This is a genomic window from Microbacterium sp. B19(2022), assembly GCF_012030385.1.
Classification (GTDB): domain Bacteria; phylum Actinomycetota; class Actinomycetes; order Actinomycetales; family Microbacteriaceae; genus Microbacterium; species Microbacterium oxydans_B.
The window spans coordinates 48,898-72,448 of sequence record NZ_JAAUVO010000005.1; the positions used below are offsets into that span (position 1 = coordinate 48,898).

General features: G+C 68.5%; 17 protein-coding genes. 14 read left to right on the top strand and 3 right to left on the bottom strand.

The window, feature by feature from the left end:
* Positions 1 to 9: 9 nt before the first annotated feature.
* On the bottom strand, positions 10 to 1,014 hold the full coding sequence (locus HCX50_RS05730; RefSeq protein WP_091037450.1) for an L-idonate 5-dehydrogenase: 1,005 nt from the start codon (positions 1,012 to 1,014) through the stop codon (positions 10 to 12).
* The gene (locus tag HCX50_RS05735) at positions 1,011 to 2,549 is read right to left on the bottom strand and encodes a mannitol dehydrogenase family protein (RefSeq protein WP_167633300.1); all 1,539 of its coding nucleotides are present in this window, start codon (positions 2,547 to 2,549) and stop codon (positions 1,011 to 1,013) included. Before HCX50_RS05735 ends, HCX50_RS05730 begins: the two co-directional genes overlap by 4 nt.
* Before the next feature lie 113 nt (positions 2,550 to 2,662).
* Here HCX50_RS05735 and HCX50_RS05740 point away from each other — a divergent pair, with 113 nt between their 5' ends.
* Both HCX50_RS05740 and HCX50_RS05745 read left to right on the top strand, forming a co-directional pair.
* Entirely contained in the window at positions 2,663 to 3,604 is a 942-nt protein-coding gene (locus tag HCX50_RS05740; RefSeq protein WP_337748990.1) for a LacI family DNA-binding transcriptional regulator, read from the top strand.
* A 65-nt stretch (positions 3,605 to 3,669) separates the two neighbouring features.
* A complete protein-coding gene (locus HCX50_RS05745) occupies positions 3,670 to 4,593 on the top strand; it encodes an oxidoreductase (RefSeq protein WP_167633302.1) in 924 nt (307 codons plus the stop codon).
* Between the two features lie 38 nt (positions 4,594 to 4,631).
* Here the strand turns inward: HCX50_RS05745 and HCX50_RS05750 are convergent, their stop codons facing one another.
* Positions 4,632 to 5,660 carry a LacI family DNA-binding transcriptional regulator gene (locus HCX50_RS05750; RefSeq protein WP_091037439.1) on the bottom strand — a complete coding sequence of 343 codons (1,029 nt, stop codon included), beginning with the start codon at positions 5,658 to 5,660 and terminating at the stop codon, positions 4,632 to 4,634.
* 297 nt (positions 5,661 to 5,957) lie between these two features.
* On the opposite strand from HCX50_RS05750, the gene HCX50_RS05755 reads away from it, so the two are divergent.
* The 12 genes from HCX50_RS05755 (at position 5,958) to HCX50_RS05810 (ending at position 23,528) form a co-directional block, all read left to right on the top strand.
* Positions 5,958 to 7,283, top strand: coding sequence for an ABC transporter substrate-binding protein (locus HCX50_RS05755; RefSeq protein ID WP_091037436.1), 1,326 nt, complete (start codon positions 5,958 to 5,960; stop codon positions 7,281 to 7,283).
* An 88-nt stretch (positions 7,284 to 7,371) separates the two neighbouring features.
* Positions 7,372 to 8,301, top strand: coding sequence for a carbohydrate ABC transporter permease (locus HCX50_RS05760; protein WP_140403387.1), 930 nt, complete (start codon positions 7,372 to 7,374; stop codon positions 8,299 to 8,301).
* On the top strand, positions 8,298 to 9,131 hold the full coding sequence (locus tag HCX50_RS05765) for a carbohydrate ABC transporter permease (protein WP_091037430.1): 834 nt from the start codon (positions 8,298 to 8,300) through the stop codon (positions 9,129 to 9,131). Before HCX50_RS05760 ends, HCX50_RS05765 begins: the two co-directional genes overlap by 4 nt.
* 71 nt (positions 9,132 to 9,202) lie before the next feature.
* Complete coding sequence (locus tag HCX50_RS05770; RefSeq protein ID WP_167633303.1) at positions 9,203 to 9,766, top strand: RpiB/LacA/LacB family sugar-phosphate isomerase; 564 nt, start codon at positions 9,203 to 9,205, stop codon at positions 9,764 to 9,766.
* Between the two features lie 37 nt (positions 9,767 to 9,803).
* Complete coding sequence (locus HCX50_RS05775; RefSeq protein ID WP_337748993.1) at positions 9,804 to 11,195, top strand: rhamnulokinase; 1,392 nt, start codon at positions 9,804 to 9,806, stop codon at positions 11,193 to 11,195.
* 32 nt (positions 11,196 to 11,227) lie between these two features.
* Positions 11,228 to 12,028: a class II aldolase/adducin family protein gene (locus HCX50_RS05780; RefSeq protein WP_091037426.1), complete on the top strand. Its 801-nt coding sequence runs from the start codon at positions 11,228 to 11,230 to the stop codon at positions 12,026 to 12,028.
* Positions 12,025 to 14,628, top strand: a complete 2,604-nt coding sequence (locus tag HCX50_RS05785) for an alpha-L-rhamnosidase (RefSeq protein WP_167633305.1) — start codon at positions 12,025 to 12,027, stop codon at positions 14,626 to 14,628. The genes HCX50_RS05780 and HCX50_RS05785 overlap by 4 nt, the downstream gene beginning before the upstream one ends.
* The gene (locus HCX50_RS05790; protein ID WP_167633306.1) at positions 14,625 to 17,267 is read left to right on the top strand and encodes an alpha-L-rhamnosidase; all 2,643 of its coding nucleotides are present in this window, start codon (positions 14,625 to 14,627) and stop codon (positions 17,265 to 17,267) included. Before HCX50_RS05785 ends, HCX50_RS05790 begins: the two co-directional genes overlap by 4 nt.
* Complete coding sequence (locus HCX50_RS05795; protein ID WP_237682378.1) at positions 17,260 to 18,390, top strand: GDSL-type esterase/lipase family protein; 1,131 nt, start codon at positions 17,260 to 17,262, stop codon at positions 18,388 to 18,390. Before HCX50_RS05790 ends, HCX50_RS05795 begins: the two co-directional genes overlap by 8 nt.
* Before the next feature lie 73 nt (positions 18,391 to 18,463).
* The gene (locus HCX50_RS05800) at positions 18,464 to 19,972 is read left to right on the top strand and encodes a glycosyl hydrolase family 28-related protein (RefSeq protein ID WP_140403386.1); all 1,509 of its coding nucleotides are present in this window, start codon (positions 18,464 to 18,466) and stop codon (positions 19,970 to 19,972) included.
* The gene (locus HCX50_RS20155; protein ID WP_167633308.1) at positions 19,969 to 22,299 is read left to right on the top strand and encodes a discoidin domain-containing protein; all 2,331 of its coding nucleotides are present in this window, start codon (positions 19,969 to 19,971) and stop codon (positions 22,297 to 22,299) included. Before HCX50_RS05800 ends, HCX50_RS20155 begins: the two co-directional genes overlap by 4 nt.
* 128 nt (positions 22,300 to 22,427) lie before the next feature.
* A complete protein-coding gene (locus HCX50_RS05810; RefSeq protein ID WP_237682368.1) occupies positions 22,428 to 23,528 on the top strand; it encodes an ATP-binding protein in 1,101 nt (366 codons plus the stop codon).
* Positions 23,529 to 23,551: the final 23 nt, after the last annotated feature.

Consider the following 23,551-nt stretch of genomic DNA (forward strand, 5'->3'; position numbering starts at 1 on the left):
GGTGAGTCGTTAGAGGGCCAGGAGGACCTTGGCCGAGGCGGACGAGTCGCGGGCGAGCTCGAACGCCTGGACGGCATCGGATGCCGGGAGCACGTGGGAGATGACGGAATCGAGGGCGTCGGACTCGGCCAGCAGCGCGACGGCATCATCGATCTCGGTGGAGAAGCGGAAGGCGCCGCGGATGGTCAGCTCCTTGGCGAGCATCGGGGCGAGGTTCACTCCGATGTCGGCGTTCGGGAGCATCCCGACCTGGACGATCGTCGCGGTGCGGCGGGCTGCGCGCACTGCCTGGGTGAGCGCGACTCCGACCCCGGAGCACTCGAAGACCACGTCGTACGACTCGTTCTCGATCGTGTCGCGGCCGACGAGCGAGACCTCGGTCGCGCCGAGGGACTTCGCCCGGTCGAGGGGCTCTTCGCGCACATCGCTGGCGCCCACGACCGCGGCGCCGGCCTTGATCGCGGCGGCGACGACGAGCAGGCCGATGGGTCCGGCGCCGATCACGAGGGCGCGCTTGCCGGCGATGTCTCCGGCAAGGCTCACGGCATGGATCGCGACGGCCAGCGGTTCGGCCAGGGCGGCGCGCTCGAGCGGAAGGGATGCCGGGAGCACGCGGACCATGTGGTCTTCGACGATCAGCAGCTCGGATGCCCCGCCCTGACGGTGCGGATCCGCCGCGGCGCTGCCGAAGTAGTCGCCACCCGGGCGCAGGTGCGGGTGGTCCTCGAGGCCGGGGACCTCGGCTCCGTAGCGCGCGGGGTGCACCGTGACGGGAGTGCCGGGCGTCAGACGGCCCGACGGGTCGAGGTCGACGACACCGGAGAGCTCATGACCGGGGGTCAGGGGCTCACGGATCGTGTACTCGCCGTTGGCGCCGTGGAAGTAGTAGTGCAGGTCGGATCCGCAGATGCCCACGTAGTTGACGCGCAGGCGGACCTCTCCGTCGCCGGGGGTGGGCGCCTCACGGTCTTCCCAGCGGATGTCTTCCTTGCCGTGGATGGCGAGAGCCTTCATGGCTGCAACTCCTCTGCGCTGGTGCGTGATGATGTGGTGGTCCGGGATGACGAGACGGCGTCGCCGATCGCGGCATCGACGCCGCGGCGCTGGATGATGTCGACGAGCTCGCCGACGCGCGCGATGAACGCATCCTGTGATCCGAGTTCATCACCGAAGAGGTGCAGCTCGCCGATCACGCGCTGCGCGAGCTCGCGGCCGTTGCGGGCGGTCGCCGCGAATCCGGCGAGGCGCTCGCGGGCGCCGTCGGTCATCGCCGCAGCGTGCAGACCGGGGTCGAATCCGGGCAGCGGGGCGATGCACGACAGGTAGCCGGCGACGGTCAGGGCGATCAGGTGCGGCATCCCGCCATCACGCAGGACGAGAAGTGCGGGCTCGGGGATGCGCTGGCGCAGTTTGACCGAGCCGTCGGTGCCGACCTGGCTCGTGCGGTGACCCAGGGCGCTGTTGGCCCACCGTTCGAAGAGTTCGCTCTCGTAGGCGCGGATATCGACGCCGGACGGGACCTCGATCGACGGCTCGTACTCGTCGCGCAGCACCGCGCGGGCGGCGCTCTCGATGCCGTCGAGCCCGATGGCCTCGGGGATCGTGCCGACACCGCTGAGAGCGCCGAGGTAGGCGATGAGCGAGTGCGTGCCGTTGAGGAGTCGCACCTTCATCTGCTCGTAGCGTCCGACCTCGTCCGTGAACACCGCGCCGCCTGCCTCCCAGGCCGGGCGTCCACCGGCGAAGCGGTCCTCGATCGCCCACATGGTGAAGGGCTCGGCCGGCACGGGGATGTCGTCGCGGGCACCGAGCAGCGCGCTGACGCGGGTGCGCATCTCGGTGGTGGTCGCGGGCACGATCCGGTCGACCATGCTCGAGGGGAACGACACCGCACGGCCGAGGAAAGCCAGGGCGTCCACACCCTCGGAGCCGGGCAGCTCATGCAGGAACTCGCGGACGAGCTTCTCGGTGTGGGCGCCGTTGGCCGACAGGTTGTCGCAGCTGAGGATCGTGATCGGGGCTCCGCCGGCGGAGGCGCGAGCCTGGAGGCCGCGGGCGAGCTGTCCGATCATCGAGCGGGGTGCGCCGCCTCGAAGGTCGGCTCGCACGGTCTCGTCGTCGAGGTCGAGGTGCTGCGTCGCGGGGGAGTAGCTGTAGCCGTTCTCGGTGACCGTGAGGGTCACGATGCGGATGCCGGGGTCGGCGATCTGCGCGACGACGCGCTCGGGCTGCTCGGCGCCGACGAACGCGTCGGTGTGCACCCCAGGGATCATGAGCGAGGTGCTGCCGGGCGCGATGGTGGCGACGGAGTAGAGGAAGTCCTGGGCGTGCAGGGCGTCGACGATCGAGCGCGACCGCGAGGCGACCCCGATGATGCCCCACTCGCCGCCTGAGGCCTGGAGCGCGGCGGCGGTGTAGACGGCCTGGTGTGCCCGGTGGAAGCTGCCGAGACCGAGGTGAAGGATGCCCGCACCCGCGGGGGAGACCAGCGGAACGGCGGCCGTGGATTCGGCCCGGCTCAGGATCCGCAGATCGGCGTTGATCGTCATGTAAAGCAGTGTGAATGGTTTGTACAAACTTGTCAAGTCATTACATGGTCGGGAGTGATGATCTAGGATTGCGGAGAAACGGGGGAGGCGATGTGGCAGCGACATTGACGGACGTGGCACGGCGCGCCGGCGTCTCCATCGCCACCGCATCCCGCGCATTCGGTGAGCCCGACCGGCTCGCGCCGACCACCCGCGAGCGTGTGCTCGAAGCCGCAGCCGAGCTGGGGTATGCCACCACTCAGGCGGGAACCGCCACCCGCACGTTCGGCGTCGTCGTCCCCGATGTCGCCAACCCGGTCTACGGCATGCTGCTCAAAGCCATCCAGGGGCAGGCATGGCACGGTCGCCACCGCATCGTGCTCTTCGACGCCGACGAAGACCGTCGGCGCGAGCATGAGCAGATCGAGCAGGCCCGCAAGCTCGACGGGATGCTGCTGTGCTCTCCGCGACTGCCCGACGCCGACGTGCTCGACCTGGTCCGCGATGTGCCCGTCGTCGTCGTGAACCGCCAGATCGACGGCATTGCGTGCGTGCTCATGGACACCGAGCACGGACCCGCCCAGGCGATCGAACACCTCGTCGCGCTCGGGCACGATCACATCGCGTATGCCTCGGGCCCACGCGGTTCCTGGGCCGACGCCCGCCGATTCGAGACCATCGCTGCGGCCTGTGAGCGCCACGGCACCCGCCTCACACGTCTCAGTCATCAAGCAGCCTCCATCCAGGGTGGCCGGGCCGCTGCGGCTCTCGCCGCCGCCAGCGGCGCCACGGCGGTCATCGCCTATAACGACCTCGTCGCGCTCGGTATCGAGGCGGGGATGTCCGAGCTGGGAAGGCACTGCCCGTCGGACATCAGCATCGTCGGGATCGACGACATCGATCTGGCAGGTGCCGTCACCCCCGGACTGACCACCGTGCGCATGCCCATCGAGCGATGCGGTGCCCTGGCGGTCGACCTTCTGCTGAAGACGATCTCGGGCACGGAACTCGGAGACATCCCACCCCTCTCCTCCGAGCTCATCGTCCGCGCGTCCACCGCAGCACCCCGCGGCTGAGGCGTTCACCCGACCCGTCGTGAGCGCGCTCCGCCACGTCACCGGGGTGCAGTAGCGTGATTTTCGTGGAACAGCTCAGCGATCGGGAACGGGCGGCGACACCCGGGGTGAAGACGGTTGCCGTCGTGGGGCCGGGGGCGATCGGGACCACCGTCGCGGCCGCACTTCACGAGGCGGGACGCACGCCGATTCTCTGCGGCCGGACCGCGCGAGACCAGCTGGAGCTGCGGCGCAGCGACGATACGGTGATCGTCCCGGGCCCCGTGCTGACCGACCCTGCGCACGTCGTGACGACCGTCGATGTCGTCTTCCTGGCCGTGAAGGCGACGCAGGTCGACGCGGCGGCGCCGTGGCTGTCGGCTCTGTGTCGCCCGGACACCGTGGTCTGTGTTCTACAGAACGGCATCGAGCAGACGGCGGCCGTCGCCCCGCACACCCCCGGGAGCCCGGTGGTACCCGCGGTGGTGTGGTTCCCCGCGCAGGCTCAGGCGGATGGCTCGGTGTGGCTGAGGAGTGATGCGCGCCTGAGCCTGCCCGATGTTCCCGGCGCCCACCGGGTGCGCGAAGCCCTTCGTGGAAGCCGTTGTGCGGTCGAGCTGACCACCGACTTCGCCACTGTCGCCTGGCGCAAACTCCTGCAGAACGCCGTCGCCGGACTCATGGTCCTCGCGGGGCGGCGAGCGGGCATGTTCGCCCGCGACGACATCGCTGAACTGGCCGAGTCGTACTTGGGGGAGTGCCTGGCGGTGGCCCGTGCCGACGGCGCCGTGTTGGGTGACGAAGTGACGGCCGAGATCCTCCAGACCTTCCAGAGCTTCCCCGCCGATATGGGAACGTCGATCCTCACCGATCGGGAAGCCGGTCGACCGCTCGAGTGGGACATCCGCAACGGCGTCGTCCGCCGCCTCGGTCGGACCTACGGCATCGCGACACCGGTCAGCGACGTCGTGGTGCCGTTGCTCGCGGCGGCGAGCGATGGCCCCGGGTGACCGTCAGGTCTCCCGTCGAAGCGCGTCCGACTCGGCGGTCAGGAGCTCGCGCGGGTGATCAGCGTGGGCGTGTAGAGCACCTGCTCGTGCACGTGCTCCTCGTTCTCCATCTCATCGATGAGCAGTCGCGTGGCGGCTTTTCCCATCTCGTACATCGGTTGGCTCACGCTGGTGATCGGAACGTTCGCGTGCGAGGCGAGGTCGACGTTGTCGTATCCCACGATCGCGATGTCCTCGGGGACGCGCAGTCCGTGCGCCATCATCGTCCGCTCCACTCCGAGGGCCAGCTGGTCGTTCGCGCAGACCACGGCAGTCGGGAGGTCGCCGGCGGCGAGGATGCGTTCGGCAGCACGCTCACCGCCGGCAACCGAGATCTCCTCGCGGTAGACGGCGATCTCGCCAGGGTCCAGGCCGGCCGCGGATGCGGCCGAGCGTATGCCGCTCAGACGCGACTGATGCTGGCGGACGTGGCTGGCGCCGCACGCGAACGCCACGCGCGTGTGGCCGCCGGCGAGGAGGTGCCTCATCGCCTCGGCGGCGCCATGGTGGTCGTCGACGGCGACGGAGCACGACTGTGTGCGGGGAGCGCGGCGATCCAGGAACACGATGTGCGTGCCCTGGTCGCGAAGTCGGCTCAGGTTGTCGGACACTCGAGCGACGGGGCTCATCAGCACCCCGCTCACACGGTGAGCCTCGAGAGCGCCCAGAGCGCGGGTCTCCCGTTCCATGGAGTTGGCGGAGTTGAACAGCATCACGACGTAGCCGGCTTCGCTGGCGGTGTCCTCCACCCCGCGCGCCACCTCGAGGAAGAAGGGGTTCTCCAGATCGAGCAGCACCAGGCCGATCGATCGCGACCTGCCCACGGCGAGGTCTCGTGCCGCGCCGTTCGGCACGAAGGCGAGCAGGCGCATCGCCTCCTCGACTCGTTCGCGGGTATCGACAGCCACCCGATCGGGACGATTGAGCACGTTGCTCACGGTGCCATGCGACACCCCGGCCAGTCGCGCCACATCGCGAACCGTCACACCCCGACGTTCGCGCGGTGGTCGAGCCTGCTCTGACTGCATCGAGATCCTGTCCGGCCGAGGCCAGGTCGAGTGGCGTGCGCCGGGCTACGAGAGGGCACGGACACGTGCGCTGAATGTGGACCGGTTCAATGTGTTCACGTCAGAGTACGGCAGTGCCGGACCATCGTCAACGTGTCAGGCGCGGGATGCGTGGCGACGGAGCTGCACGCACGGTTGCAAAACCGGATAGTCCTGACTCTTGACACGCCCACGCTCGGCAGGAGATAGTCACTGCAACGACAAAATGGACCGGTCAAATTGCGGACCGATGTCGTCCAAGAGACAAGGACCAGAACAATGACGTTTGGCATCACGGCACGACGGCTCACGGCTGTAACCGTCACTGTGGGGATCTTCGCACTCGCCGGCTGCAGCGCCGCGACCCCGGGTGGCGGTGCGGGCGAGGTCGACGGCAGCGAGATCACGATCGGCACCTTCTCGCCGCTGCTCGGTCAGTTCGAGCAGTACGCGGAGGCCTACACGAAGGAGTTCCCCGACCGGAAGGTGAAGGTGATCGGGGTCAGCGAGGACTTCAGCAAGTACTCGCAGATTCTCGCCACCCAGCTCATCAGCAAGAAGCTCCCCGACATCTTCTTCAACGTGGACTTCGCCGCGAACGAGTTCGCGACCAACGGTGTCTCGCTCGACATCGCGGATCGGCTCAACGACGGCGAGGGGCTCGAGGAGGACTTCTTCCTCCCGCAGTTCCTCGGCCAGTACCGTCCGATGGAGACCCCGGACCAGATCACGGGGCTACCGGTCAGTGCCGACTCCACGGCGCTCGTCTACAACAAGACGCTCTTCGAGGAAGCCGGGGTGGATGAGCTCCCTGACGAGACCTGGACGTGGGACGACTTCCTCCGGGTCGCCACCGAGATCCAGACCAAGTCGGGCGGGAGCATCTTCGGCACCGTGCCTCCGGGCGCGGACGGCTCGGGGATCGTCGAATGGGGCCCCGTCCTCGTCGCCCACGGTGCGAAGGTCTACGACCCGGAGACGAACGACGTCGACATCGACTCACCGGAGGCCATCGAGGCGTGGAAGTCGATGATCGCCTTCTACGGCACGGGCTCCGGCGGCTACACGTCCACCGGCGGTGATCCGGCCTACGACTTCTCCTCGGGGAAGGTGGCGATGGGTATCACCTCCCGGGCCAACATCGCGGGCTTCCGCGAGACGCTCAAGGACGTCGACTGGGACGTCACGGAGGTTCCGTCCATCGACGGCACGCACCCGTCGGGCGGAGGCTCGTACGGCCTCTCGGTCTCGAGCACGAGCGCGAATCAGGATGCAGCGTGGGCGTTCATGGAGTGGTTCTACAGCACAGACGGAGGGATGGCACTGGCGCAGCAGCCGGATGCCGGTGGCATCATCCCGCCCACCGTCGACGGTCTCGAGACCGGAAGCTGGCAGGACGTCGACGTTCCCGCGAACATGAGCGTCTTCGCTCAGACCGCCAAGGATGCGACCCTGCTGGTCGCGCTCCCTGGCAGCGCAGGAAGCGTGATGACCGACGCCACCAAGCGCGCGGTCCAAGAGGTGGTGCTCAACGGAGTCAGCGTCGAAGAGGCGTTCGGGAAAGCCGCGGACGAGGTTCGTGCCGCTCTCGCCGAAGCGGGCTGATCGGCCAGCGGATCGGACGGTCGTGCGCGACCGTCCGATCCGTGAATCGACGCCGAGACAGACCCCCGCCGACCCGGAGACGGAGATCGTGACCCACACCCTGCAGGCTGCTCGAACCCCCTCGTCCCCGGCGCGCCGCGCCAGGGGGCGACGGGGGGACGCCCTCGCCGCCACCCTGTTCATCGCCCCCGGACTCTTCGCCTTCGTCCTCTTCGTGATCGTCCCCGCGATCGGCGGACTCGCGTTGAGCTTCTTCGACTGGAACCTCTTCTCCGCCCCGACCTTCGTGGGCATGAAGAACGTGACCAGGCTCTTCGGGGATCCCTACATGTGGCACTCCGCTCTCGTGTCGGTGCTCTTCGTCGTGATGGGGGTCATCCCCACGGTGCTCGGGGGCTTCGTGCTGGGAGTGATCGCCAGCGCGCAGGTGCCTGCAGCGGGCGTCATCCGCACCCTGTACTTCGCCCCCATGGTCGCCTCGAGCGCCGTGGCCGCGGTGCTGTGGTCCTCGATCTACAACCAGCGATCCGGACTGATCAATCAACTCCTCGCCACGGTGGGGATCGAGGGACCGAACTGGCTGAGCGATCCCATGCTCGCCCGCCCCGCGCTCGTGGTCGTGCTGATCTGGAGCTCCCTGCCCATCGTGACCATCCTCTACATCGCGGCGATCCAGAAGATCCCGGAAGACCTCTTCGATGCGGCAGCCCTCGACGGCGCCGGACGGTGGCGGAAGCTGTGGAGCATCACCTGGCCCAGTGTGACGCCCACGACGATGGTCGTCGCCATCCTCATGCTCCTCACCTTCCTCAGCGGCACGCTCGAGTACGCCTTGCTGATGACGGATGGCGGACCGCTGGGGGAGACGACCTCGCTCGCCCTCTATTCGTACAAGATCGCCTTCGAGCGGAGGGACATCGGCTATGCGAGCGCGCTGGCGATGTTCCAGCTCGTGCTCATCGTCGTCGTGTTCCTCATCGGTCGCGCCGTCATGAAGGGAACGAGGTCCGCCCGATGAAGACCAAGAAGTCGGCGGTCGCCGCGCGACTGACCCTGATGCTCGTCTGCGGGCTGGTGATGGCGGCACCGCTGCTGTTCATGATCTCCCGCTCCTTCATGACGCCGGCCGAGGTATCCGCGTTGCCCCCGACGTTCGTCCCGGCCGGGCTGAACTGGGAGAACTACATCCAAGCGTTCGCGTACCTCAGCCCGCGGACGATCCTGAACTCGTTCATCGTTGCGATCGGGATCGTCCTGCTGCAGCTGCTGCTCGCGCTCCCCGTCGCCTTCGCGCTCGCGCTGATCCCCTTCCGCTGGTCGGGGACGATCCTGGCGATCCTCATCGTGCCGATGTTCATCCCGGGCAACCTGACGCTCATCCCGACGTTCGTGGTGACATATCAACTGGGGATGCTGGAGAGCTACGCCGGCATCATCGTCCCCATCGCCGGACAGATCGCCTTCGCCGTCATCCTCTTCCGGCAGTTCTTCGCCTCACTGCCGGCGGGGATCGTCGAGGCCGCCCGGATCGACGGAGCCAGCTGGCCCCGCGTGTTCTGGTGGGTCACCCTCCCGCTGGCCAAGCCGATCATCGCGACGTACTGCTCGCTGACGTTCCTCACGGCCTGGAACATGTACATCTGGCCGCAGGTGGTCGCGACCGATCCTGACCTCGCCGTCATCAACGTCGCGCTCGCGCCGATCGCCGGAGCGTCGGCCTACACCTACGTGTCGCCGGCGGTGGGTCTCGCCGGCGCGACCCTCGGGATGCTCCCGGCGCTGATCGTCTTCCTGGCGATGCAGAAGTGGTACGTCCGCGGGATCGCCGCAGGAAGCGGCCTGGAGTGAGCGCCGCCATCGGGCAGGAAGACGCCGGTTCCGCCGGCGATGAGATCGAAGCGGGAAAAGGAGATGCAGGAATGAAACGCGCGGCAGACAAGCAGGTGGTGGTCGGATCCGACTTCGCCGGATTCGCACTCAAGGAGGCCGTGAAGGCGCATCTCGAGGAGCGAGGGTGGACGGTCGAGAACCTCACCCCGGTGGAGTCCGAGGCGCCGATGTACCACCGTGCCGGGTTCCTGGTGGGCAGCCGCATCGCGGAGCGGGAGTACGACAAGGCGCTGGCCTTCTGCGGCAGCGGTATGGGCATCCACATCGCGGCATCGAAGGTGCCGCATGTGCACGCCGCGGTGGCCGAGACCGTTCCTTCGGCGCGACGGGCCGCGACCGCGAACAACGCCAATCTGCTCGCGATGGGAGCCTTCTACACCGGTCCTCGCCTCGCGATGGCGATGGCGGATGCCTTCCTGGAGTCCTCGCTCGGCGACGACTACGAGGAGTGGGACGGCTTCTACGAGTACCACCTGATCGGCTATGACGAGGTCGAGGATTTCGACTACCAGGCGTACAAGGCGAACGGCTTCGAGGTCCCGCATCCCCGTTCGGCGCGTCTCGGCCCCGAGCCCCGCGGCCTGGCGTACTGATCAGCGAGGTTGCCCCATGTCCTCGACGGATCCCCCCGTGCACGTTGTCGCCGTCGACCTCGGCGCGACGAGCGGTCGCGTGATGCTCGGCCGTGTCGGGCCCGAGATCCTCGAGCTGCGCGAGGTCTGCCGCATGCCCAATCGGCCGGCCGCGCCGGACGGTGTGCTGCGCTGGAACGTGCTCGGGCTGTGGGCGGGCATCCTGGATGGACTGGGCGTGGCGGGACGGGTGGCGGACATCCGCTCCGTCGGCGTCGATTCCTGGGGCGTCGACTACGGGCTCCAACGGAACGGCAGACTGCTCTCCGCCCCCGCGCACTACCGGGATCCGCGGCACGAACGTGCGGTGGATGCGGTGCACAGCCGGATGCCGCATGCGGACCAATACGCACGGACCGGTACGCAGTTCATGGCCATCAACACCGTCTACCAGCTCGCCGCCGATCAGGAGATGCTCGCGCTCGCGGATGTGGTGCTTCCGATCCCGTCCCTGTTCTCCGGCTGGCTCGGCGGCGCACCCGCAGCGGAACGGACCATCGCCTCGACGACGGGCATGCTCGCCCTCGACGGCGAGTGGGATCCCGCGACGCTCGCCGCGATCCCCGTCTCTGCGCGGCTCCTGCCGCCGGTGGTGTCGGCCGGGACGGTCGTGGGACGCGTGACGAGTCGGGTTGCGGACGCCGCAGGGCTCAGTACCCGCCCTGATGTGGTCGCGGTCGCCGCGCACGACACCGCCTCCGCCGTGCTCGCGACTCCGCTCGAGGGGTCGGCGGCATTCATCTCCTGCGGCAGCTGGGGCCTGGTGGGCGTGGAGAGCCCGACGCCGGTCATCTCCGAGGACGCCCGGCGGGCAGGGATCACCAATGAGGCTGCGGTCGGCGGGGGATACCTCGTCTACCGCAACACGATGGGGCTGTGGCTGCTGAGCGAGGCGCAGCGGAGCTGGCGGCGGGCCGGGGCCGAGCTCTCGGTGGAGGAACTCGTGGCTCTGGCTTCGGCCGTGCCCGAGGGGCTCCCGACCGTGGATCTGGACGACCCGCTCTTCAGCGCCGGCGGCGACGTCGAGGCACTGATCGGCGAGTGGTGTGGCCTCCGCGGGATCCGCTCTCCACAAGGCCCGGCCGAGGTGACGCGATGCCTGCTGGAGTCTCTGGCCAGCGCCTTCGCCGAGGCGGCGTGGACGACCGCCCGGCTGGCATCCCGCCGGATCGAGGCGATCCACATCGTCGGCGGGGGCGCGCGCAACGACCTGCTCTGCCGGCTCCTGGCGGACCGCTCCGGACTGCCCGTCCTCGCCGGACCGGCCGAGGCCACTGCGATCGGCAATGTGCTGGTCCAGGCGATGAGCGCGGGTGCCATCGACGGCTCGGTGCCGGAGATGCGCGCGCTCGTGCGCCGCACGCACCCCCCGACCCTCCATCTCCCGTGAACCGCTGCCGTACACCCGACCGAAGGAACTCCGTGAGCACCAGATACGCCCCCGACCTCGTCAGCGATGAGCTGCTCGATCTCACCCGACGTCTCGGCGCTCCCGAGCGTGATCTGGTGATCCTGGCGGAGGGGAACACCAGCGAACTCGTCGGCGACGAGATCGTCGTGAAGGCGTCGGGGGCGTCCATGCGAGACGCCGACCACTCGTCGTTCGCCGCCGTCGACCTGGCGGCACTCGCCGATCTCATCGATGACCCGTCCGGCGATCAGGAGCAGCTGACCCGTGCGCTGGAGGAGGACGGCGGGGGATCGACGGTTCGGGCGTCGATCGAGACGATGGTGCACGTCGCCGTGCGGATGGTGTCGTCGGTGCGGTTCGTCGCGCACACTCATCCGACGCCGGTCCTGGCGCTGCTGGCGAGCGTCCGTTCGGAGAGCGCCTTCGCGGAGCCGGTCTACTCGGACGAGCTGATGGTCCTGGGGCGCTCGCTCCATGTGCCGTACGCCGAACCCGGTCTTCCCCTCGGGCGACTGTTCGCACGCCGTCTGCGCGAGCACCTCGATGAATGGGGCGAGGTCCCCTCGCTGGTGCTGCTCGGCAACCACGGGATCGTCGCGATCTCGCAGTCGGTCGAGGGAGCGGATGCGATCTCGGCGATGGCGGTGAAGAGCGCGAGGGTCCGGTTGGGGGCCCTGCAGGCCGGGGGGATCCGTGGCCTGGGAGAAGACGCGACGCGACACTACTTCGCACGATCCGATTTCGCCGACAGGCGAGCGGCGCTGTCGGCGACCGCGGAGGCAGCTCAGCTGCAGGAGGGAACGGCCTCATGAGCGCCGCACTGATCGATCTGCAGGTCTGCGGACGGGCGGAGCCGCTCGCGATCCCGGACCCCCGGCCGGTGCTCTCCTGGCGCATCGAATCCACCCGTCGCGCGGTCACGCAGCTCGCGTACCGGATCGTCGTCACCACAGCTCGGGGTGAGGATGCCGAGCTCTGGGACTCCGGGTGGGTTGAGAGCGCCCGGAGCCACGGGATCCCGTACGAGGGACGCACTCTGCCTTCGGGGTCGAGGTTCACGTGGCGGGTCGCTGTCAGACTGAGCGACGGCACCGCCGCAGAGTCGGAGAGCGCCTTCGAGACGGGTCCGTCATCGCTGCTGTGGGATCGTGCACGATGGGTCGGCAGGCATCGTCAGGTCATGACACCGCACGACAACCACCCGGCACCCTACGTGCGCGGCGCCTTCACCGTGCGCGACGGTGTCGTGCGCGCCAGGGCCTATGTCACGGCCGGCGGTCTGTTCGACCTCTGGTGCAACGGAACCCGCATCTCCGCCGGCGATTTCGGGCCGGGGTGGACCGATTACCGGGTCCGCGTGCCCTTCCATGGCCACGACATCACTGCCTCTCTCTCACCGGGCACGAGCGTCCTCGGAGCGATGCTCGGCGAAGGCTGGTTCAGTGGATATGTCGGTCCGTTCGGCAAGCGAGCAGTCTGGGGCGAGTACCCGCTGCTGCGGGCCGTGGTGATCATCGAGTACGCCGACGGTTCCGTGCAGCACGAGGTCACCGGCTCCGACTGGGAGTGCACGACGGGTCCGATCCGCATGGCGGAGCTGCTGCACGGCTACCGGCAGGACAACAGGATCTCCCTGGGAGATTGGTCGGCCGCATTCGGCGGGTGGGATCCGGTGCAGGTCGAGGCGGGGCCGGCAGGAGATCTCGTCCCCGCGCGCATCCCGGTGGCCCGCATCGTCCGAGAGGTCCCCGCCGTCGCGGTGCTGCGCAGTCCGACGGGGTCGCCGATCCTGGACTTCGGGCAGAACCTGGCGGGTCGCGTGCGACTGAGACTGCGCGGGGAGCGCGGCACCATCGTCCGGCTTCGTCACGCGGAGATCCTCGACGAGGACGGCGCGCTCTATCTCGACAACCTCCGCGGCGCGGCGGCGACGGACGAGATCGTGCTCGCGGGTGGGGGAGAAGAGCTGCTCGACCCGATCTTCACCTACCACGGCTTCCGATTCGTCGAAGTGGACGGTGCGTTGCAGGAGCTCTCGATCGAGGATGCCACGGCCGTCGCCGTGTCGAGCCTCGACGGGATCTCCCTCGAGCTGCGTACCGACGACGAGATGCTCGACCGTATTCAGCGCAACCTGGAGTGGGGCATGCTGAGCAACTTCATCGAGGTCCCCACGGATTGCCCCAACCGCGACGAGCGCCTGGGATGGGCCGGTGACGCGCAGATGTTCGCCCCCGTGGCGATGTACAACGGCGACGTCGAGGGCTTCCTCACGAAGTGGCTCGACGACATCGCCGATGCGCAGAAGCCCAACGGTGCTTTCGCCGACATCGCGCCCGGCGCCCTGGTCGACTTCGCCGAAGAGGGCGCGGCGGGCTACGGCGATGCCGGTGTTTTCTTGCCGTGGGACCTGTACACCCACTACGGCGATCCCGGAGTGCTGCAGCGTCACTACCCGGGGATGACCCGCTGGCTGCGGTACATCGGCACGGTCAACCCCGACCACGTCTGGCGGCACCGTCGCAACACCGACTATGGAGACTGGCTGGCCACCGTCCCCACCGACAAGGGGCTCACCGCGACGGCGTACTGGGGGTACGCAGCTCGAGTGACCGCCGACGTCGCGCGCGTGATCGGGCTGACCGAGGAAGCCGACGCGCACGCCGCGCTCGCGGACGCCGTGGCGGAGGCATTCCGCGCAGAGTTCGTGAACGCCGACGGGCGCATCAAGGACGCCACGCAGACGGCGCTCGCTCTCGCGCTCGCGTTCGACCTGCTGCGTCCGGAGGATCGAGCTCAGGCCCGCGCCGATCTCGTGGCAGACGTCGAGGCTCGTGGTCACATCACCACCGGCTTCCTGGGCATCCGATGGATCTATCCGGTGCTCATCGACAGTGGACGCCCTGATCTCGTCCTCAGCACGCTGCTCCGCCGGGAGGCACCGTCCCTGGCGAATCAGGTCGTGCGAGGGATGACGACGATCGGGGAGCACTGGACCGCGTGGGATGAGGCCGGGCACCTGATCGATCCCGCCATGAACTCGTTCAACCACTTCGCGCTGAGCTCCGGGTTCGACGGCGTGTACAGGGTCGTTGGCGGCGTCACCTCTCTCGCCCCGGGTTTCTCCGAGCTGCGGATCGCTCCGTACGTCTCCGGACCGATTCGTGGCTCCCGCTTCGCCTTCGAGGCACCGCCCGGTCGGATCGGCTGCGAGTGGAGCCGCCAGGGCGACGAACTGCGCCTCGCGGTCGATATCCCGGCCAACGTGAAAGCCGTGATCGAGATCCCCGCCGCCTCTGTGACGGTGCGAGAGGGCGAGGACGGCGTGCTCTCCGCGGAGCACACCGACGAGGCCGTGCAGGTCGTCGTCGGAAGTGGACATTACGAGTTCGAGTTCGGAGGAGTGCGATGACGGTCGAGGTCTCGGAGCTGCGGGTCGGAGGGCGTGCCGAAGCGCTCGCCGTTCAGGGTGCTCCCGTGTTCAGCTGGCAGCTCGTCTCTCCCGAGCGCGGAATCGTGCAGACCGCCTACCGGATCCGGGTGTACCGCGACGACAGGTCGGACGACCTCGTCTGGGACTCGGGAATGCGCGAGGGCGCGATGTCGCAGGACTCGTCGATGCCGGAGCAGGCGCTGGCGCCGGGTCGCGCGTACGCATGGAGCGTGGAGGTGCGGCACAACGGCGCGTCCGATGAGGCAGCCTCCGGCGATTCGCGTTTCGAGACATCCCCGGAGAGCGGTCTGTGGACCGACGCTCGGTGGATCACCCTGCGTCGGGACGACCATCAGCACGACGATCATCGTCCCGTCCCCTATCTGCGCCGCCTCATCGCGCCGCGGGGGCGCGTGGTCCGTGCCCGGATGCACGCCACAGCCGGCGGGATCTACGAGCTCTGGGCCGGCGGCGAGCGCATCACGCCCGGCTCCCTCGCTCCGGGATGGACGGACTACGACACGCGCGTGGCGTTCCACACCTACGACCTGACGCGACTCTTCGACGAGGAGGAAGCGGTCTACGTCGGTGCGGTCGTCGCGGACGGCTGGTACGCCGGTGGGGTCGGACCGTTCCACCGGAGGAATTTCTGGGGCAAGCGGCCCGTCTGGCGTGCCGTGCTCGTCCTGGACTATGAGGGCGGAGACACGGAGGTCATCGTCACGGATGAGTCCTGGGAAGCATCCTTCGGCGCGATCCAGGCCGCGGATCTCATCCAGGGCGAGGTCGTCGACGCCCGCAGGGATCTCGGCGACTGGACGAGGAGCGCAGGGCACGGGTGGAGGACCGTCGACATCGACCGCGGGCCCACGGGGAAGCTCGTGCCCTCGCCCATCGACGCCCCTCGCCCCATCGCCGAGCTGCCCGCGTTGTCGCGGCACGAGAGCACCGCGGGAAGCTTCGTCTATGACTTCGGGCAGAACTTCGCAGGGCACGTCCGTCTTCGGACGCGGGGCGCCCCGGGGACGATCGTCCGGCTGCGCCATGCGGAGGTCCTGGATGACGCAGGAGGCGTGTACCTCGCGAACCTCCGGGGAGCGCGCGCGGCCGACACCTTCATCCTGAGCGGCGCGGACGACGAGTTCGCCCCGACTTTCACCTCGCACGGTTTCCGCTATGTCGAGATCACCGGTCTGCCCACGCCGCCGGAACTCGATGCGGTGACCGGGGTCGCCGTGTCATCGGCGACCGATGACACGGGAACACTCGTGACCGACAACGCGCTGGTGAACACGATCGTGCGGAACACGCGCTGGAGCATGCGCAGCAACTTCATGGACGTGCCGACGGACTGTCCCGCCCGCGATGAGAGGGTCGGCTGGACCGGGGACGGCCAGGTCTTCGCATCGACCGCATGCTGGCTCGCCGACGTACAGAACTTCTTCTCGAAATGGATGGACGACATCCTCGATGCCGTGCCGGATTCCGGCGCCGTTCCCGACATCGCACCCGCGAAGGGCCTGCTCGGGCGGCTCACGTACACGGAGGACGGATCGTCCGGCTACGCCGAGTCGGTCCTGATCATCCCGTGGGCGGTCTACGAGTACTACGGGGACGCGACCCTCATCGCGCGTGCCTACGATGCGGGCGCCCGCTGGGTCTCCTACGTGGAGCATCGCCTGAACGATCTCGTCTGGAGAACGAACCGCAACACGGACTACGGCGACTGGCTCGCTCCGGTCGAAACGCCGAAAGACCTCACAGCGACGGCGTACTTCAACCTGGCCGTGCAGCTCATGGCCAGATCGGCCCGCGTTCTCGACCGGCACGACGACGCCCGCAGGTACGAGGAACTCAGCGTGCGCGCGGCGGCGGCCTTCCGCGCGGCCTTCGTCGCGCCCGACGGCACGATGCCCGCCGGTAGCCAGGCGGCGTACGTGCTCGCGCTCGCCTTCGACCTCCTGCTGCCCGATCAGCGCGCGGTCGCCGCCGAAGCACTGGCCGCCGACGTCGAGAGCCGCGGGCATCTGACGACCGGATTCCTGTCGATCGCGCACCTGCTGCCGACGCTGAGCGCGATCGGGCGTTCGGACCTCGCCTACCGCCTGATGCTGAACGAGGACTATCCGTCGTGGGGTCACGAGATCGCTCACGGCGCCACGACCATCTGGGAGCGGTGGGACGGGTGGAGTGAGTCCGGCTACCAGGATCCGCTGATGAACTCCTTCAACCACTACGCCTTCGGCTCGGTGACCGACTGGCTGTTCCGGGTGGTGGGTGGACTCGCACCGGCCGCGCCCGGTTTCGCCCGGGTGAGGATCGCCCCGCAGCCGGGGGAAGGGGTGACGAGCTCGTCAGCCGAGTTCAGATCGGTGCGGGGCCTCATCACCGTGGAATGGCGGCTGACGGCCGATGCGTTCGAATGCGACATCCGAGTACCCGCCAACGTGACCGCCGAGGTCGTCCTCCCCGCGATCGCGATCGTGGAACATGGCGTCGAGCTGGAACACGCCCCGGGCGTCAGCGACGTGGTCGCGGCGGAGGGGGGAACGGCATTCGTTCTCGGCTCAGGGCAGTACTCGTTCCGAGGGGAGGTGCTGACTCGTGTCGATGCATGACGGAGGTGAGCTGCGATGGGTCACCGGCTGGACAGCGTCCCTCAGCGGGGCGGGAGGCACTTTCGCCGGCCCCGACGCGACGATCCGGCAGACGATGCGGATGGCCTGGGGCGGGGATGCCGTCCGCATCCGCATCTCGAACCCCTACTCCTACGCGCCGCTGCGGGTCGATGCCGTCTCGATCGGACTCCCCGGATCCACCCTCCCGGACATCGCGGGGGAGCCCGTCGCGCTGCATTTCCGCGGCGCCGCCGGTGTGCTCGTGCACCCGGGAGACGCCGTGTGGAGCGATCCCGCAGCACTGGAGGTGCCGACGCGCGGCGAGGTCGTGATCTCGATCCTCGTGAGCGCCCCGACGGAGGTCTCCGCCCATCCGTGGGGGAACCGCTTCTCCTGGACGACGATGGGTGCGGTCGGTGATCTCACGGCCGAGTCGGCGGGCGCGGCCTTCCGGCCGTGGACGACGGGGTCGGCGTGGGTGGATGCGATCGATGTGCGCACCTCGGGCGCCGGGTCCATCGTCGCGATCGGTGACTCGATCACGGACGGCGCCGGGGCGGACTTCGGCACGGACACTCGCTGGACCGATCTGTTGTCGGAGCGGACACTGGCGCTCGACGCGGCTGATCCCCGACGGCTCGGCATCGTGAACGCGGGGATCGGGGGCAACACGGTGGCCGGCTTCGGCAACAGCGAGGTCGGGCCCAACGTCGTCTCCCGGTTGGAACGCGATGCCCTGAGTCTGTCCGGGATCCGGGCCGTGATCATCGCGGCGGGTTCGAACGATCTCTACCTCGGCGGAACGGCCGACGCCCTGATCGCGGAGTGGGAACGGATTGCGGAGCGCATCCACGTCCGCGGGATGCGCGCGCTGATCGCGACCATCGTCCCTCGAGGCGGCGGCTACGGCTGGGCCGCGCCGATGGAACGCGAACGCGAGCGCGCCAATGCCTGGATCCACCGGCAATCGGTCTACGACGGCGTGATCGATTTCGTTCCTGCGCTCGATGACCCGCAGGAGCCGGGGAGCCTGCGCCCCGACCTGGACGCGGACGGCACGCATCCGAACTCGAAGGGGTACCGCGCGATGGCGGATGGCGTCGATCTCGACGTCCTGATCTGACTCCGGCGCCGGTTCTCCCTGCGCCGTCGAGCGGCTCGACCGAGTCGCTCACTCTCACAACAAAGGAGTTGCAATGAGAAACGATGATCGAGCGACGGCGACGTCGCCAGGTATTGCTCGGCGGGCCGCACTGGGAGTCGTCGTCGGCGGTGCAGCCTCTGCGCTCGCACTTGGGACCGGGGGCGCCGCAGCCCATGCAGCGACCACTCTGACATCGATCGGGTCTTTCGCGGCGCTCGCGGCGCTTCCGATCACCGCACCCATGGAGCCGGTGGTGGTGCTCGGAAGGGCGGCGATCGGAGACGGTGGCGAGGGGGTGTTCGTCTGGGACGCGGCGGCTGCGGCGAGCAGTGCCGACGGAGGGACACGGCTTGCGTCGACGGCGTCCACGACAGGTGTGTGGCGGCGTCAGATGGACGGCGACGACCGGATGAGTGCGCGGTGGTTCGGGGTGAAGGCGGATGGCACCGCCGACGACACCGCGGCATTCCAGAGCGCGGTCAACGCCGCCGTACGCGCCGGTGCGGTGCTCATGGCGCCCGCCGGCACCATCCGCATCACGAGCACCGTGACGGTGCCGGCGGTCGGGACCTCCCGACGGCTCTTCATCCAGGGGGCCGGCCAGGTCCAGACACGGTTCCGTCTCTCCGCCTCGGGTCGATTCGACTTCGACCTCGGAGTCAGCTCGGAGTGGGACAACGGGCATCTCGTCCTGCGTGACTTCGCCGTCCTCTGCGATTCCGCAGAGACGATCACCGCGGTCACCGCGCGGTTCGCACGCGTCAGCGGGGCCACGGCGCAGACGTCGATCATCGAGAACGTCGAAGTCGTCGGTGTCAGCGACACCACGGGTCCGAAGGTCGCTTTCCATCTGGTGGATGCGAGTGCCCTGCGGTTCCGCGGCTCTCGCATCCAGGGGCGTCGCAGCGGGGGCGGGAGCGATACCGTCGGCGTGCTGCTGTCCGGTGGATCGATTCCCGTGGAGATCTATCTCTCGGAGATCAACGTGTACTTCATGAACACGGCATTCCTCGTCGACGGGACGGCGGACCGTCGTCTCGAGGGCGTGCATCTGGACAAGTGCGCGGCGGTGGCCTGCGCCTACGGGGTCACGGCGAATGCGGCCCCGACCGACCAGTCGCTGTGGATCAAGGTCTCGCAGTCCCACTTCAACTGCACCAAGGGCGCGATCTCGACGAGCAACTACGGGAACATCCTCTTCACGGGCAACCTGATCTACGGCCTTCCCGCCGGCGGTGCGTCCGTGGCGTTCCTCGCCGTGAGCGTGTCCAACGGCGGCGGCTCCGGGGTGGGGCACCTCAGCATGATCGCCGACAACATCATCGAGTACGCGGGGAGCACGACCGCGGCGAAGAACGGCATCCTGATCGCCGGAGGCGCGTCGGAGGATTCGATCCTCATCTCCAACAACATCCTCGCCTTCTTCGACACGGCGATCTGGTTGGCGCCGACCGCGAACCGGGTCGCGATCGCCGCGACCAACATGTTCAAGAGCAACACGACGCCCACCTTGAATCAGGGCTCCAACAACGTCGTCGCTCCCGCGCTGGTGACCTGGTGAACGGCGAGCGCGGCGTCATGGATGCCGACGGCGGCAGTACTCCGGGCCGCGGCATCGACCGACGCACCGTGCTTCGGGGCTCCCTCGTCGCCGGTGTCATCGGCGCGATCGGCTTCCCCTCCGCCGCATCGGCCACGCCGAGCGGGGGTGCCACTGCGGCCTCGACGACGGTGCGAGCGGCAGGGTTGCCGGCGGGCGCATCCCGTGCTCTGCAGATCGGTGCCTTCTGGCCGCCGCCCGCGGCGCTCCTGAACGCCACGCAGTACGACTGGCTGCGTGATGCGTATGTGACCGTGCTGCAGAACGTCGTCGGCAACGATCTGAACTCCGCCGCCCTCAACCACCAGATGCTCACCCTGGCCGGAGCCAGGGGGATGAAGGTCGTCGTCGCCGACACCAACAGCGCCGGATTGAAGACGAATCCGGCGTTCGCCGCCACCATCGCGAGCGAGTACGGCGGCGATCCCGCGCTCTTCGGCTTCTACGTCAAGGACGAGCCGCTGCACACGGAGTTCGCCGCATACGCCGCTGCGTATCGGAGGTTCCTCATGGAGGCTCCGCAGTATGAGCCGCTGCTCAACCTCCTTCCGATGACGGTCTACAACGCCGACTACGAGAACTATCTCGAGGGCTGGATCGGCGCCGTCGGCGCCTCGTACGTCAAACGGCTCGCCTACGACCGGTACCCCTGGCCCACGACGGGTGGGATACACAGCGACTGGTTCGAGAACGTCGAGATCGTGCGGCACTCGGCGCTTCGGCACAACCTGCCGACCGGTGCCTACCTCCAGTCGGTCGGCATCCCCGGCGGACTGCGCAGGCCCACCGAGATCGAGATGCGCTACAACGCCCATGCGTACCTCGCGTACGGATTCGGTGCACTGTACTGGTTCACCTGGGCGACGCCCGAGAATCGCTCCGAGCCGTTCACGAACGCCATCATCGCTCCGAATGGCACGAAGACCGACCTGTATGCACCCGTGCAGGCGATCGGGCGATCGCTGACGAATCTGGGCGCCGTCACCGCCGCAGCGACCTCGCAGGCCGTCTACCACTCCGGCGTCATGGCGACGGGCACGGTCCCGGTTCCAGGGAACTCGTACTGGCGTCCGGTGAACTCGGCGGCGAACGTGATCGTCTCGCATTTCGTCGGCGACGGCGGCCGTCGGTACGTGCTGATCGTGGATCGAACCCTGGACGCCGGGTCGAAGACTCTGCAGTTCGCCACGGAGAAGAACCTCGCCGCAGTCAACGAGGTCTCCTCGACGACCGGTCTGGAGACGCCGGCGGCCTACAACGCCGGCACGGGTGTCGTCACGGCGAGCTTCCTGGCGGGCGAGGCCCGCCTGTTCGCCCTTCCGGCGGGATTCTCCCGAGACTGGAACCTTGCGGCCGGCCGGCCGGTCTCCGCCTCGACCTCCGTCGAAGCGTGGAGCTTCTCGAAGGCAGGCGTCGTCGACGGGAACACGGCGACGTGCTGGTCCAGCGAGGGAAACGTCCTGACGGATCACGAGGAGTGGGTCTCGGTCGACCTCGGTGGCGTGCACGTGGTGAACGCGATCCGGCTAACTCCTCGCATGGACACCCCCGGCGAGGGCTTCCCCCTCGACTTCGTCGTGGAGGTCTCGAAGAACGGGACGAGCTGGACAGGCGTGGTCAACAGAGTCGCGGTGCCCCAGCCCACGGCCGCCGTCGAGTACGGTTTCGGACGTCAGCCCGCCCGCTACGTGCGGGTGCGGGGCACGAAGCTGCGGCCGCTCGCTATCGAGGCGAACCACTACCGTCTGCAGCTCTCGGAGATCGAGGTCTACCACCGGGTCGTACTGTCGCCCGGTGCGGGACTGTTCTCGGATGACTTCTCGGGCGACCTGCGGAAATGGGTCAACGCGCGCAATTGCTCGGTGTCGGGCGGCACGCTCACCGTCACTGCGGCTGAGGACATCCGCAACGCCAACGGCGGGCTCGACTGGACGGACTATGCGGTCGAGGCGACGCTGAGGGTCGACCGGGCGCGGATCGGGCTCGTCTTCCGATGCAGCGATGCGGCCAACTTCTACATGTGGCAGCTGGGTGCAGACGGGGCGCTGCGTCCGCACGTCAAGATCGCCGGTGCGTGGACTTTGCTGAAGACCGTCACCGGCGTGGTGCCGAGCGGTGACTTCACCGTTCGCGTCGATGCGGTCGGCTCGACGTTCACCACGCGGATCAACGGCACGGTGGTCGATGTGACGACGCACACGGCGCACGTGCGAGGGAACATCGGATTCCGAGCCGACACCGCGGTGGAGGGAGCATCGATCGACACCGTCAGCGTCGTGGAGCTGTGAGGCACGTGGCGGTGCGCTCGGACCTGCGCCCTGCGGTGCGCCACCGCCGCCGACTCTGGCGCCCACGCGCGGGATCGAGGATGATGTCGATCATCGCCTCGACACCGTGAACGAAAGGGCGCACTGCCATGATGACGAACCTCACGATCGGGACTGTTCTCGGCGATGCCGACGCAAAGGCCGACCTCGACGCGCGGCGTTTCAACCGCCACACCTTCTGGGTCGGTCAGAGCGGGAGCGGCAAGACCTATGCGCTCGGTGTGCTCCTGGAGCAGCTGCTGCTGGAGACCGAGCTGCCGATGCTCATCCTCGACCCGAACGGCGACTTCACCCGGTTGCGCGAGACGAGGGCCACGGCGAACGAGGCGGATGCGTCACGGATCGCCGAGGCCGACATCCGGGTCTTCCGTTCGGGCGCGGGCGCGGGCGACGGCGATCGACTGCACGTGCGCTTCGTCGATCTGGTGCCCTCATCGAAGGCGGCCGTGCTGCGGATGGATCCCATCGCCGACGCCGAGGAGTACAACGCCCTGATCCATGTCGAACAGGAGGCCGAGAGCTTCGATGCGCGCGACATGCTCCCCGATCTGCGCGCCTCGAACGACCCGGCCCGGGTGGGACTCGCGAACCGGATGGAGAACCTGCAGGTCCTGGACTGGGAGCTGTGGTCGCGCGGTGCCGTATCGGTGGTGGACACGATCGACCAGCGTCCGCGTGCGACGGTCCTCGACCTCGGCGGCTTCGAGTACCGGCCGGAGCCCAAGGTCGCCGCGCTCGCCGTGCTCGAGCACCTGTGGTCCCGGCGCGAGGAGCGGCGGCCGATACTCATCGTGATCGACGAGGCGCACAACCTCTGCTCGCCGAATCCGGAGACGGCGGTCGAGCGAGCCCTCACGGAGCAGCTGGTGCAGATCGCCGCCGAGGGGCGCAAGTTCGGGCTCTGGTTGCTGCTCTCCACCCAGCGGCCGACGAAGATCCACCCCAACGTCCTCTCGCAGTGCGACAACCTCGCGCTGATGCGGGTCAATGCACCCCGAGACCTCGCCGAACTCGCCGACGTGTTCGGCTTCGCCTCGGAGGAGGCCATCCGGCGCTCCGCGCAGTTCGTGCAGGGGCAGGCGCTGTTCGCCGGGGGTTTCATCGCCGAGCCCACGTTCGTGCAGATGGGCGAGCGGCTCACCGAAGAGGCCGGCGGCGACGTGAAGGTCCCGCTGCGAGCGGACGCCTGACCGGAATCACCGCCGGCGCGGAA